This window comes from Rhizobium sp. SJZ105, assembly GCF_007828365.1.
GTDB lineage: Bacteria > Pseudomonadota > Alphaproteobacteria > Rhizobiales > Rhizobiaceae > Agrobacterium > Agrobacterium tumefaciens.
This window is the reverse complement of sequence record NZ_VIUP01000002.1, coordinates 174,065-186,097: the sequence shown is the minus strand read 5'-3', so window position 1 is coordinate 186,097 and position 12,033 is coordinate 174,065. Positions and strand designations below refer to the sequence as shown.

General features: G+C 59.6%; 14 protein-coding genes. 7 read left to right on the top strand and 7 right to left on the bottom strand.

Annotated elements, in window-relative coordinates:
* Window positions 1–2 precede the first annotated feature (2 nt).
* From FB593_RS10040 to FB593_RS10015, 6 genes are all read right to left on the bottom strand, one after another.
* Window positions 3–1,052 (bottom strand): Gfo/Idh/MocA family protein, encoded by a 1,050-nt coding sequence (locus tag FB593_RS10040; RefSeq protein WP_112152970.1) that lies wholly within the window; start codon window positions 1,050–1,052, stop codon window positions 3–5.
* A gap of 6 nt (window positions 1,053–1,058) precedes the next feature.
* A complete protein-coding gene (locus FB593_RS10035) occupies window positions 1,059–1,844 on the bottom strand; it encodes a ThuA domain-containing protein (protein ID WP_003510932.1) in 786 nt (261 codons plus the stop codon).
* A gap of 56 nt (window positions 1,845–1,900) precedes the next feature.
* Complete coding sequence (locus FB593_RS10030; RefSeq protein WP_013761592.1) at window positions 1,901–2,929, bottom strand: ABC transporter ATP-binding protein; 1,029 nt, start codon at window positions 2,927–2,929, stop codon at window positions 1,901–1,903.
* A gap of 10 nt (window positions 2,930–2,939) precedes the next feature.
* A complete protein-coding gene (locus FB593_RS10025; RefSeq protein WP_003510927.1) occupies window positions 2,940–3,773 on the bottom strand; it encodes a carbohydrate ABC transporter permease in 834 nt (277 codons plus the stop codon).
* Entirely contained in the window at window positions 3,770–4,744 is a 975-nt protein-coding gene (locus FB593_RS10020; RefSeq protein ID WP_145166529.1) for a carbohydrate ABC transporter permease, read from the bottom strand. The genes FB593_RS10025 and FB593_RS10020 overlap by 4 nt, the downstream gene beginning before the upstream one ends.
* 64 nt (window positions 4,745–4,808) lie before the next feature.
* A complete protein-coding gene (locus FB593_RS10015) occupies window positions 4,809–6,074 on the bottom strand; it encodes an ABC transporter substrate-binding protein (RefSeq protein WP_112355440.1) in 1,266 nt (421 codons plus the stop codon).
* Window positions 6,075–6,342: 268 nt separating this feature from the next.
* Here FB593_RS10015 and FB593_RS10010 point away from each other — a divergent pair, with 268 nt between their 5' ends.
* The 3 genes from FB593_RS10010 (at window position 6,343) to FB593_RS27700 (ending at window position 8,115) form a co-directional block, all read left to right on the top strand.
* Window positions 6,343–7,356: a substrate-binding domain-containing protein gene (locus FB593_RS10010; protein WP_003510924.1), complete on the top strand. Its 1,014-nt coding sequence runs from the start codon at window positions 6,343–6,345 to the stop codon at window positions 7,354–7,356.
* Between the two features lie 173 nt (window positions 7,357–7,529).
* On the top strand, window positions 7,530–7,727 hold the full coding sequence (locus FB593_RS10005; RefSeq protein WP_003510923.1) for a hypothetical protein: 198 nt from the start codon (window positions 7,530–7,532) through the stop codon (window positions 7,725–7,727).
* A gap of 229 nt (window positions 7,728–7,956) precedes the next feature.
* Window positions 7,957–8,115, top strand: a complete 159-nt coding sequence (locus FB593_RS27700; protein WP_013761588.1) for a hypothetical protein — start codon at window positions 7,957–7,959, stop codon at window positions 8,113–8,115.
* Between the two features lie 3 nt (window positions 8,116–8,118).
* On the opposite strand, the gene FB593_RS09995 is transcribed toward FB593_RS27700, so the two are convergent.
* Entirely contained in the window at window positions 8,119–8,694 is a 576-nt protein-coding gene (locus tag FB593_RS09995; RefSeq protein ID WP_112161601.1) for a DNA-3-methyladenine glycosylase, read from the bottom strand.
* A 97-nt stretch (window positions 8,695–8,791) separates the two neighbouring features.
* On the opposite strand from FB593_RS09995, the gene FB593_RS27500 reads away from it, so the two are divergent.
* From FB593_RS27500 to FB593_RS09975, 4 genes are all read left to right on the top strand, one after another.
* Window positions 8,792–9,175, top strand: coding sequence for a hypothetical protein (locus tag FB593_RS27500; protein ID WP_162694078.1), 384 nt, complete (start codon window positions 8,792–8,794; stop codon window positions 9,173–9,175).
* A complete protein-coding gene (locus tag FB593_RS09985) occupies window positions 9,172–9,957 on the top strand; it encodes an SDR family oxidoreductase (RefSeq protein ID WP_112296453.1) in 786 nt (261 codons plus the stop codon). The genes FB593_RS27500 and FB593_RS09985 overlap by 4 nt, the downstream gene beginning before the upstream one ends.
* 156 nt (window positions 9,958–10,113) lie before the next feature.
* The gene (locus tag FB593_RS09980; protein ID WP_013761584.1) at window positions 10,114–11,169 is read left to right on the top strand and encodes a L,D-transpeptidase family protein; all 1,056 of its coding nucleotides are present in this window, start codon (window positions 10,114–10,116) and stop codon (window positions 11,167–11,169) included.
* A 19-nt stretch (window positions 11,170–11,188) separates the two neighbouring features.
* On the top strand, window positions 11,189–11,974 hold the full coding sequence (locus FB593_RS09975; RefSeq protein ID WP_013761583.1) for a L,D-transpeptidase: 786 nt from the start codon (window positions 11,189–11,191) through the stop codon (window positions 11,972–11,974).
* Window positions 11,975–12,033: the final 59 nt, after the last annotated feature.

Sequence of the window (12,033 nt, the reverse complement as noted above, 5' to 3'; positions counted from 1 at the left end):
AGTCAAGCCGAGACGGCCAGCTCCCGCCGTTCGCGGTCGGCGATGATCGAGAGATCAAGCACCTTCTGCAAATTCGCCGCGTGGCGGAAGTCCGGATCAGCAATGCCACCTTCCATGACGGCCTTGGCGAATTTTTCGTAATTCGTCGGCACCGGGTTGACATCGATTGTCTTCCAGATCGCCTTTTCCACATCGTCGCCGATGCAGGCTCGCAGGCTGGAATAGTCAGGCGTGTGGATCACCTCCAGCGCACCCTTGTCGCCGTGGATGCGCAGGCGCAGTTCGTTGAGATGGCCCGTTGCCCATCGGCTGGCGTGAATGACGCCCATGGCGCCGTTTTCCAACTCGGCGGTCATGGTGAAGCTGTCATTGGCGTCGAGATCGTAGGCGCCGATCTTGTTGCCTTCATATTTGTCGAAGGTCTTCAGGCGCGTGAAGATGCGCTCCACATCGCTGCCCGCGCCATAGGAGGCGAAGTCGAGAATGTGGATGCCGACATCACCCAGAACACCGTTTGAGCCGTGCTTGGTGGAAAGCCGCCACAGCCACTTGCTCTCCGTCATCCAGTCGCCCCAGGCCTTGGAAACGAGCCAGCTCTGTAGATAGGAGGCTTCCAGATGGCGCACCTTGCCGATCTTGCCGGCCAGCACCATTTCGCGTGCCGCCTGCAAGGGGGCGACATTGCGATAGGTGAGGTTGACCATGGCCACGAGGCCCGCTTTTTCTGCGGCATCGGCCATTTCGGCGGCCTTGGCGTAGTTTTCCGCCAGCGGTTTTTCGCAGAAAACATGTTTGCCCGCCGCCAGAAGCTTGAGGCTGGTCGGGTGGTGGATGGCATCCGGCGTGACGTTTGCCGCCGCGTCGAACTCGCCCCAGGCAATCGCGTCATCCAGCGAGGTAAAGGAGAGTGGAATGTTGTGGCGAAGCGCAAAGCCCCGCACAACCACATCATCCACATCCACCGCAGCCACCAGTTCGACGCCGGGGATTTGCGAGAAATATGTGGCATGGTTGTTGGCCATGCCGCCGGTTCCGAGAATGAGAAGTCTCATGGCTGTTTACCTGTAACCTGCTTCGCCTGCCTTGTGCAGCTTGGGGCCGCGTTCTTCGATAGGCTCCAGCGCCTTGTCGACGGGAACGTTGGGGGCGTCATGAATGCTTTTCAGTGCGCCGACCGGATTATAGGCCCATTTCACCGAATTGCTGATGACCTTCTGTACATTGGCGTCGTGATAGGTCGGATAAGTCTCGTGACCGGGGCGGAAATAGAAGATGTTGCCTGCGCCACGGCGCCAGGTAAGGCCAGAACGGAAGACTTCGCCGCCCTGGAACCAGGAGATGAAGACGGTTTCCAGCGGCTCCGGCACAGAGAACTGCTCGCCATACATCTCTTCGTTTTCCAGCTCGAAATGCTCGGGCAGGCCGGCTGCAATCGGGTGGCGCGGATTGATCGTCCACAGGCGTTCGCGTTCGCCCGCCTCACGCCATTTAAGCGCGCAGGGCGTACCCATCAGTCGCTTGAAAGGCTTGGAGAAGTGGCCGGAATGCAGGACGATGAGGCCCATGCCTTCCCAGACACGCTTGGCAACGCGCTCGACGATCTCATCCTGAACCGCACCGTGGTCCTTGTGGCCCCACCAGACCAGAACGTCGGTCTTGTCCAGACGCTCCTGCGAAAGGCCGTGTTCCGGTTCCTGAAGCGTGGCGGTGGTGGCGCTGATCTCAGGGTTGGTATTCAGCGCATCGGCAATGGTGTTGTGCATACCATCAGGGTAGATCGAACGCACCGTCTCGTTGATGTGTTCGTGGATATTTTCGCCCCATACAACGGTGTTGATGGTCATTTTCTTGCTCCTTGGTGAAAGCCGGAAGCTTGGGTGATCCGGCGAAAGTTAATTGTTCAGGCGGCGCCGCGCACGGGATTGCGCGCAAGGGCCTGGCCCTGCGCGTCGAAGCGGTGGATCTGCGCCGCATCCGGCACGAGAACGATTTTTTCTCCCGGCTTGCGGTCGGTCACGCCTTCCTCACGAACGACGATGGGTTCGCCAGCACCAATCTCGACATAGATGTAGCTGTCCGATCCCAGCATTTCCGAATGGATGATTTCGCCGTTCCAGCCGGTCTCACCGGCACCGATCGCAAGGTGTTCGGGGCGGATGCCGATGGTCGCGGCACCTTCGACTTCCGCATATTTGCCGGCAAGGAAGTTCATCTTCGGCGAGCCGATGAAGCCGGCAACGAAGGTGTTGACCGGGCTTTCGTAAAGCTCGAGCGGCGTGCCGATCTGTTCGACGCGGCCATCGCGCAGAACGCAGATGCGGTCGGCGAGCGTCATGGCTTCCACCTGATCATGGGTGACGTAGATCATCGTCGTGTCATGCATCTCCCGGTGCAGCTTGGCGATTTCGAGACGGGTTGCGACGCGCAGCGCCGCATCGAGGTTGGAGAGCGGTTCGTCGAACAGGAACACCTTCGGATCACGCACGATGGCACGGCCGATGGCGACACGCTGGCGCTGGCCGCCGGAAAGCTGCTTCGGCAGACGTTCCAGATAGGGCGTGAGCTGCAGCATTTCCGCTGCCGCCTCTACACGCTTGCGGCGCTGCTCCTTGTCGGCGCCTGAGAGTTTCATGCCGAAGGCCATGTTTTCGAATACGGTCATATGCGGATAAAGCGCATAGGACTGGAAGACCATGGCGACGCCACGCTTGGCGGGTGGCAGGCGGTTGACGGCTTCTCCGTCAAAGGAGAGCGTGCCGCCAGTGATTTCCTCGAGCCCGCAGATGAGGCGTAGCAGCGTGGACTTGCCGCAACCGGAAGGGCCGACGAAAACCATGAACTCGCCGGAGCGGATGTCCATGTCGATGCCCTTGATGACATCGAAGGCGCCGAAGGATTTGCGAAGATTGCGCAGTTGAATGGTGGTCATAAGTTTTCTCCTAGCCTTTGACGCCGCCGGCGGTGAGGCCGGAAATGATGCGTCGCTGGAAGATAAGAACGAGGACGACGAGCGGGGCGGTGACGATGACGGAGGCCGCCATGATCGTTCCCCAGGGGATTTCAAACTGCGAACCGCCCGAAAGAAGTGCGATGGCGACGGGCACCGTGCGCTGTTCGTTCGATGAGGTGAAGGTGAGCGCGAAGAGGAACTCGTTCCACGCCGCAATGAAGGCGAGGAGCCCTGTGGTGACGAGCGCCGGCCACATCAGCGGCATGAAGACCTGGGTGATGATGACCCATGGCGTTGCGCCATCGACGATTGCCGCTTCCTCGATTTCGATCGGCAGGTCGCGCATGAATGTCGTCAGCACCCAGACAGTGAAGGGCAGAGTGAAGATCATGTAGGAAAAGATCAGCGCGAGCGGCGTGTTGAAGATGCCAGCCCAGCGGATGAGTTCGAACAGGCCGGCGAGAACGGCGATCTGTGGAAACATCGAGACCGAGAGGATGGTGAGCAGAAGCAGCGAGCGGCCCCGGAAACGGACACGGGCCAGGGCATAGGACGCCGTTACCGCAAGGAACAGCGACAGTACGACGACTGAAGATGCAACGAACAGCGAATTGCCGAGATTGCGCAGGAACGTGCCGTTGCCGATGACGAAGTTGTAATTGGTCAGCGAGAATTCACGCGGCCAGTAGTTCACCTGGAACAGCGCTGAGCCGGATTTCAGGCTGGTCAGTATCGCGTAATAGAACGGGAATACCGAAATCACCATGATGACGGCGACCAGCGCATAAAAGGCGGTGGTTTTCAGGATGCTTGGCAGGGTCATCGCGAAGCTCCATCTGTGTTGACGCGCCCGAGCCACATATAAACGACTGTTATCGAGGCGATGATGAGGAACAGCATGGTGGAAGCGGCTGCGCCATAGGCGAACTTGTCGAAATCGAACAGGTTCTCACGCGCCAGCACCGACATCGTGCGGGTCTGGGCGTTATTCGGCGTCAGAATGTAGATGAGGTCAAAGACGCGCATCGCATCCAGCATACGGAAGATGACGGCAACCATGAGCGCTGGCCGGATCATGGGCAGGGTGACGCGGAAGAACACCTTGACGGGGTGGATACCGTCCACCTTCGCCGCCTCATACATGTCCTTCGGCACCATTTGCAGGCCGGCGAGAATGAGCAACGCCATGAAGGGCGTCGTCTTCCAGATATCGACAATGAGAACGGCGACCATTGCGGTGTCCGGATTGGCGGTCCATGCGATCTTGTGGGAGATCAGCCCGAGATTGAGGAACAGGTCGTTCAAGATACCGAACTGGTCGTTCAGCATCCACGCCCACATCTGCGCCGAAACGATGGTGGGAATGGCCCATGGAACGAGGATGGCGGCGCGCACCAGGCCGCGTCCCTTGAATTCCGCGTTCAGCACCAGCGCAACGATAAGGCCGAGAACGGTTTCGAAGCTGACCGAAAGGATGGTGAATTTCAGCGTGTTCAGAACCGCGCCCCACCAGGCGGGATCAGCCAACAGGCCGCGATAGATGGTGCGGCCGCTGCTGAGCGTGATCCAGGTGAGGTAGTTCTTGAAGCCAACGAATTGTGCGCCGTCGAGATTGGTCAGCGACGCGTCGGTGAGGCTGAACCAGACGGTGCGCACCAGCGGCCAGCCGGCCACCAGCGCTAGTACCAGAAACGTGGGGGCAATGAACAGCCATGCGGATTTCAGGCGTTCCGACTGAAGGTCGGAGCCGGTGCCGGATGCCGCGACCGGTCTTTGAAGGGCGGTATCGTTCATGGGGATATCTCGCAGTTGGGGTGTGGGAAACGCTCAGGCGAGACCGCTTCCCACACGGGCCGGATTACCAGCCGTTGCCTTTGAGATCGGTCAGTTCGACTTCAAGGAGCTCAAGGTTTTCCGCCGCCGTGCCGTTGCCGGAGAGCGTGTTGTGCACGGCACCCCAGAATTTGGCCGAAACCTCGTTGTATTTCACCTTCGCCGAGGCAGAGGGGCGTGGAACGGCGGTCTGGAAAATCGGCTTCCATGTCGGCATGAAAGGCTGCGCGTCCGCGACATCCTTGTCGTCGTAAAGCGAGGCGATCGTGGGCATGTTGGAAAGCTGGACCGCACGCATCTTCTGGGTATCCTTCGATGCGAGGAACTTCACAAGTTGGATGGCAGCTTCCTGATCGTCGGAATATTTCGAAACGGCGAGGTTCCAGCCGCCGAGCGTTGAGGCGGGTGCCGCACCCTCTTCACCGGCCGGCAACGGCGTGACGCCGAATTTGCCCTTAATGGCGCTGTCGGCACCGTTTCCAAGCGCATATGCATAGGGCCAGTTGCGCATGAAGACAGAATTGCCGGTCTGCCAGACGCCGCGTGCTTCCTCTTCCTTGTAGGCAAGCACGCCCTGCGGCGCGATGGTGCCGACCCAGCCCTTGGCGGCTTCGATCGCGGCTGCGGCTTTCTCGTTGTTGATGGAGATGTCGCCGTTGGTCTCAACGATATGGCCGCCACCGGCGGACGCAATCCATTCCAGAGCGTTGCAGGTCAGGCCCTCATAGGCGCTGCCCTGGAAGACGAAGCCCCAGAGGTCCTTCTGCCCGCCTTCGCGTTCCTTGTCCTGAATTTCCTTGGCGGTCTCGCCCAGTTCCTTCCAGGTTTTCGGCGGCTGCTTGCCGTATTTTTCCAGAAGGTCCTTGCGGTAGAACAGAGCGGGTGCATCGGTGAACATCGGCATCGCGACAAGCTTGCCGTCCACGGTCTGCGACGCCACGATGGAGGGGAAATGATCGCCGATGACGTCCTTGGTTGCTTCGGTCAGATCCACGAATTGGTCGGAGAGCTGCGGCGCCCAGATCACGTCCGTCTGGTAGACGTCGACATCCTTGTTACCCGCGGCAAGCCATAGCCGGTACTGGCTGAACTGCTCACTGGACGATGACGGCATGGTGACGAGATTGACCTTGTGGCCGGTCTCTTTTTCGAAGGCGGCGATCCGCTCCTTGAAAAATGCAATGTTCTTGCCGGTCGAGTTGGCGGCGATGGAAAGTTCGGCCGCCTGCGCGGAAACTGCCGCAGACAGCACGCTCCCACACAGCAACAAAGTCTTCATGGAAATATTCATTGTCAAACTCCTCCGTTGACGCTTCCAATCATCCTCAAAATTGAAAGCGCTTTTGACTGGTGTGAAGTTCGCAAAAGCCGACAAATCTGTCAATACTCTTTCTTATGGCGTGGAAATTGGGCATCTTCGGGTGTTGCCACGGAGGGTTTGCCTTTCGAAACGGCGAACTGTAAGGTTTCAGGTGGGGATAAATTGAAAGCGATTTCAATTTTTGTCCGCTTGAAAAATCTGCGGCGGCGACGCATGCAGGAGCAAATTGGCAGAAAACATGAAGCTCAAGGAATTCGCAGAAAAGGTCGGGCTGTCGCCCACAACCGTCAGCCGTGCGCTTGGCGGCTATCCCGAGGTGCGTGAAGAAACGCGCCAGCGGGTGATGGATGCTGCGCTGAAATACGGCTACCGGCCCAATGCCAACGCGGTCAGGCTGGCAACAGGCAGGGCTGGCGCCATCGGTGTCGTGATGGGCCGTTCGGGCGGCGGGCATTTCTTTTCGGAATTCATGGGCGGCATGGCGACGCGGCTGGAAGGCGAAGAGACCGACATTCTCGTCAGCGTCACCGTCGACAATAACATTGAGGAAGAGCTCGCGATTTTCAGCCGGCTGGCGTCGAGCGGACGGGTGGATGGCATAATCGTGCATTCGCCGCGTCCGGAGGACGAGCGCATCGCGCTGCTCAATCGGCTGGGCGTGCCTTTCATCGTGCATGGCCGCTCGAAGACGGCGTTCGAGCACGCCTGGCTCGATATCGACAATCATGATGTGACGTATCGTCCGACAATCCATTTTCTGGAACGTGGCCACCGTCGCATCGCGATGATAAACGGCCCGACAGGCCGTACATTCGTGCAGGACCGCGAACAGGGTTTTCGTGATGCGCTCGCGACCCATGGCATCACGCCTGATCCGCGCCTCATGATGAGCGAGCATTTCAGCGAAGATGCCGCCTTCCGTTTCGCCCGCTCGCTGCTGGAGCAGACGCCGCGACCGACCGCCTTCGTCGCCGGCGCGATGATGACGGCGCAGGGCGTCTATCGCGCGGCAACCCAGCTGGGACTGGTGATCGGCAAGGACGTGTCCGTCATCGCCCATGACGACGTGTTTCCTTACCTCACTCCGGAAAGCATGATGCCGCCGCTTTCCACCACCCGCTCGCCCATGCGCATGGCTGGCATGCGGGTTACAGACCTGCTTCTGCAGATCGTTGGCGGCCGTCCCGTCCGCGAGGTTCAGGAATTGTGGCCGGTCGAACTGATCTTGCGGGAATCGGTCGGTCCAGCCTGAGCTCGTCGCCATAGCTCACTGATTCCATTCCATTTTGTGAACGTCAATTGATTGCCGTTCGTCTTTCATCGCCTATACGGCAGCGTCATCTCGTGTATAATCGAAGCTGCACAGGCCTTTTGGAACAGGACCTGGGCCAGCGCGTTGAGGGGACGTGTTGAAGGAGGTGACCGATGTTTGAATTTTTAAAGCCGCAACAACAGACTGTGATCGATGATGTGGAGGCAACCGGTACCTATGCCGATGCGCTGCTCAACGTACCCAGCCCGGAACTGACCCGTTCCACCGCTCGCGAACACGGCCATGAGGCCCACTCCCGCGACTATTGCGAAAACCGCGATATTTCCCGCAGCTCGCTGGGTTTCGCCTGACCACTCGCAAAAGCTTCCCAAAAAAACGGAACTGACCGGCGTTTTCCTGCGTTTGCCCTGTACAATCCGCAGGGCGGCGCAATGACCGAAGGGACCTGACCGGCATCTGACCGATGGGCGAATTGGGTGTTGCGCCGCCTGATGAGGGGCGGCGCGCTCGCGTCGTCCCAGCAGATGAAAGCGCATTTCGATTCCGCATTGGACGAAGCGCTTATATCCAGGAGCTGCAATGCCAACTCTTCCCGTTGAACCCTATCCAGACCCGCCAATGCCGGTGCCGCCACAGCCGGATATACCGCCGGTCAAAGAGCCGGAGCCCGAAAGGCTGCCGGACGAGGCGCCAAACCCCAATCCAGATGAAAACGACGGACCGCCCAAGGTATTGTAGGTTTCAGGCTTGTTCGAATTTCCTGCTGAGGAAGGCCGAGCCTTCAAGTCCGAACCGCCACGGATAATCCTGCGCGCGGCTTATGCCGATGCGTCTGCCGCTGGTAACGGCAGCGGCCTCCTTTGGCAGACGGAGGAAAAACGGCGGGCGGTCCAGCGGTGCTCCGTCCATTTCTCCGGTAATGGCCAAGGCATGACAAAGCCTGCCGGGGCCGGAACATAACAGTTTCAGTTTGTCAGTTCCTCGCCGCAGTTTCATCATGTCTATGCCGGTGAGGGGTTCGATGGCGCGCAGAAGCACGGCGGAGCCCGGAGCGCATACGAAGTTTGCGCACCAGTGAATGCCGTAGGACCGGTAGACATAGAGATGGCCGGCCGGGCCGAACATCGCCTTGGTGCGTGGGGTCTGCCCATTGAAACTATGGGATGCCGGATCATCAGGATGATAGGCTTCGGTTTCCACAATGATGCCGCCGGTATTGCCAACGCGGAATTCCACGCCGATGAGGGCGCGGGCAACGTCAACGGGATCGCGCTGAAAGAAGCGCTCCTGCATTTCCGGGCCCAAGGCCTGATCCATCTGGAACCCCTTCTGCTCTGCCATCGTTGTGAATTCAGGTTTCAGTGTGTTGTCGCATCGGGTTACGCCGATGCTTTTTCAAATCGGAGGGCATGTCATGCAACTTTCTACGACCTATGTAAAACGGGATAACGGAGTGATTTCCGTGGAATTTGTCGGTAGCGACGGCGATCAGGTCTCGGTCCGCCTTGCCGACGGTCTTGATGGCATCGACGATGCGGAGGCCATCAAACGCGCGAGCGCGGTGATGGTTCAGCTGACGGCATTCGGAACGCGTCAAGGCGCCGATGCGCCGTCGCAGTTTTCCGCTCTCGGCACGGCGCAGGATGAAGCCCCGCACGGTCAGGCGAGCGCCCGCACATCGAAGGATCGTGTCATTCTTGAAGAGGAACTGGAAGAGGGGCTGGAAGACAGTTTTCCGGCCAGCGACCCCGTCTCGGCAACGGTCACCTCGATCGCGTCGAGAAAAGGAGGGCTGTGACCTTGGCCAATGGTAAAGTCGCCCTCGTCACCGGCGCTGGCTCCGGCATCGGCCGGGCTGCTGCCCTTCATCTGGCTGCGGAAGGCTTTTCCGTAGGCCTTCTCGGCCGTACCGAATCTGAATTGCAGGCAGTGGAAAATGAGATTTCCGCCTTATCTGGCGCTTCTAAGGTCCTCGTCGCCGATGTGGCGGAAGAGGCAGCTATGCGACACTCCGTCGCAGAGCTTGCCGATGCTTTCGGCCGTCTGGATGTCGTAGTGGCCAATGCGGGCGTCAACGGCGTCTGGGCGCCGATTGACGAGCTGACGCCTTCGGAGTGGGACGATACGATCCGCATCAACCTGCGCGGCACCTATCTAACTATCCATGCCAGTGTGCCGCATCTGAAGGCGGCAGGTGGCGGCTCCATCATCATCGTCTCTTCCATCAACGGCACACGCACTTTCAACTCGCCGGGCGCTACCGCCTATTCGGTGACGAAGGCCGGGCAGCTTGCCATGGCCCAGCAACTGGCGCTGGAGCTCGGGCGTCATCGCATCCGTGTCAACGCGGTGTGTCCGGGCGAAATTGAAACGGCGATTGACGAAAATACCGACATACGCGGGCGCGACAGGACCGAAGTGCCAGTCCGTTTCCCGGCGGGTGACATTCCGGTCACCGGCGGGGTTGCAGGGACGAGCGAGGATGTTGCTGCATTGATCGGTTTTCTGGCATCTGACCAGTCGCGCCATATCACCGGAACGCCGGTATGGATCGATGGCGGGCAGGGGCTTCTTCGGTAGCGGCAGTTCCATCACAGGCTTGTGTGCGTATGATTAACGAATGGGTAACGTCTGTTCACGAGACTTTGTCCTTGCGGGAGGTTGCCGCCATATGGCCACCTTCGCTAGTTAAGCCTCTGCCACAAAGGCGGGCAAATCGGGCGGGCAGAACGATCCATGGGTATGAATGCATTGCTGAACTTCGCAAGTGCGGGGCTGCGGCGCAGGGTAAAAGCGGGAATGAGAATAGCTGCGGTCGTCGCGATCGGCAGCGGTCTCGCCGCGTGCACCTCCATGGGTCTCGACAGCGTCAAAAAGGACCCGCCGAAGCTGTCATCCAAGATGATGGCGCAGATGTCTGCCAAGAGCATGCGCCCGGAAAGCCCGGTTCTCGTTCGCATTTTCAAGCAGGAAAGCGAGCTTGAGGTCTGGAAGATCGACAAGACCGGTAATTATGCGCTGCTCAAGACCTATCCCATGTGCCGCTGGTCCGGAAAACTTGGCCCGAAGACGAAGACGGGCGACCGGCAGGCGCCGGAAGGGTTTTATCATGTCTCCGCAGGCATGCTGAACCCCAATTCGCAATATTACGTCTCCTTCAATCTCGGCTATCCCAACCGGCTGGAATCGGCGCTTGGTTACACCGGCGAAGCGTTGATGGTGCATGGCGCCTGTTCTTCGTCGGGCTGTTACGCGATGACCGATCAACAGGTCGGCGAGATTTATGCGGTCGTGGCGCGCGCGCTGCAGGGCGGGCAGGACCGCTTTCAGGTTCAGGCCTATCCCTTCCGCATGAGCGCCCGAAACATGGTGGCGAATCGGGACGATCCCAATATGCCCTTCTGGAAGACGCTCAAGGAAGGCTATGACTATTTCGAGGTGACGCGCCGCCAGCCAAAGGTTTCCGTTTGTGGCCGGCGATACGTTTTTAACAGCGAATTTGCCGGCGGTGAGCCTGCCGATCCGCTGGCGGCCTGCCCACCTGCGATAAACCAGCCGGACCCCTTGGTGGCGTCGAAAATGGCCGAAGAGCAACAGAAATTTGCCGCCGCGATGAACGAGGGAACTTCTGCCCCGGTCAGCGCGTATGTAGACGGCGGCATGCACCCAAGCTTCCGTGCCATCCTGAAATCCAGTGGCGCAAAGGCCATGGCATCGCAGGTCTCCGGCACGAAGTACCCTATAAGCCGCCCCGAGGCGGCGCTGGCAGATCCCTTTGCCAGCGCAAGATGACGCAGATGAGGTTTTTCAATTGAACGACACGACAACGACCCGGCGAGGTTTCCTGCTTGGAGCGGGCGGATTGGCGCTGGCCGGCCTTGCAGGCTGTAACACCACCTCGCGTGAGGCCACGCGGCCAACAGCCCCGGCCGACGACCCGATGTATGCCTTGATGTACGGTCCGAAGCCCGACGAGCAGTTTCCGTTGCCGGAAATTCCCTACAAGCGGATCCCGCGCCAGTTCCTGCGTCAAATGGTGGAAAATCCCACCGGTGAGCGTCCCGGCATCATTGTGGTCGATACCGCCAACCATTTCCTTTATCTCACCTACGAGAACAACCAGGCCATGCGTTATGGCGTCGGTCTCGGCCGCGCGGGCTTCGAATGGGCCGGACGCGGCGTTATCCAGTACAAGCGTCAATGGCCGCGCTGGACGCCGCCCGACGAGATGATTGCCCGCCAGCCTGAGCTGGAACCCTATAGCGGCCGCAATGGCGGCATGGAGCCAGGCCTCAAGAACCCGCTCGGTGCGCGTGCACTTTATATCTTCAAGGACGGCAAGGACACGATCTACCGTCTGCACGGCTCGCCGGAATGGTGGACGATCGGCAAGTCGGTTTCCTCCGGCTGCGTGCGTCTGCTGAACCAGGATATTGTCGACCTCTATAACCGTGTGCCTGATGGTACGCCGATTGTGGTGACGGCGCTCGGGCCGGCACAGCAGGGTGTTCCTATCGGGCAGGCGGGCGTGCCCGTGGCGCAGTATGGCGGCGGCGTGGTCGGCGACGGCCTGTCGCAACCAATGCAGACCTATTGATAGACGAAATTTCCAGCCGCCTGAGAGGGCGGCTGGAAATGGCTAATGAATGAAGGCGC

What these genes read in the sequence shown, in the direction of transcription:
- FB593_RS10025 (WP_003510927.1), bottom strand. Translation starts at nt 3,773, where the DNA reads ATGACCCTGCCAAGCATCCTGAAAACCACCGCCTTTTATGCGCTGGTC.
- FB593_RS10015 (WP_112355440.1), bottom strand. Translation starts at nt 6,074, where the DNA reads ATGAATATTTCCATGAAGACTTTGTTGCTGTGTGGGAGCGTGCTGTCT.
- FB593_RS10020 (WP_145166529.1), bottom strand. Translation starts at nt 4,744, where the DNA reads ATGAACGATACCGCCCTTCAAAGACCGGTCGCGGCATCCGGCACCGGC.
- FB593_RS10010 (WP_003510924.1), top strand. Translation starts at nt 6,343, where the DNA reads ATGAAGCTCAAGGAATTCGCAGAAAAGGTCGGGCTGTCGCCCACAACC.
- FB593_RS09995 (WP_112161601.1), bottom strand. Translation starts at nt 8,694, where the DNA reads ATGGATCAGGCCTTGGGCCCGGAAATGCAGGAGCGCTTCTTTCAGCGC.
- FB593_RS10005 (WP_003510923.1), top strand. Translation starts at nt 7,530, where the DNA reads ATGTTTGAATTTTTAAAGCCGCAACAACAGACTGTGATCGATGATGTG.
- FB593_RS10040 (WP_112152970.1), bottom strand. Translation starts at nt 1,052, where the DNA reads ATGAGACTTCTCATTCTCGGAACCGGCGGCATGGCCAACAACCATGCC.
- FB593_RS10030 (WP_013761592.1), bottom strand. Translation starts at nt 2,929, where the DNA reads ATGACCACCATTCAACTGCGCAATCTTCGCAAATCCTTCGGCGCCTTC.
- FB593_RS10035 (WP_003510932.1), bottom strand. Translation starts at nt 1,844, where the DNA reads ATGACCATCAACACCGTTGTATGGGGCGAAAATATCCACGAACACATC.
- FB593_RS09980 (WP_013761584.1), top strand. Translation starts at nt 10,114, where the DNA reads ATGGGTATGAATGCATTGCTGAACTTCGCAAGTGCGGGGCTGCGGCGC.
- FB593_RS27700 (WP_013761588.1), top strand. Translation starts at nt 7,957, where the DNA reads ATGCCAACTCTTCCCGTTGAACCCTATCCAGACCCGCCAATGCCGGTG.
- FB593_RS27500 (WP_162694078.1), top strand. Translation starts at nt 8,792, where the DNA reads ATGCAACTTTCTACGACCTATGTAAAACGGGATAACGGAGTGATTTCC.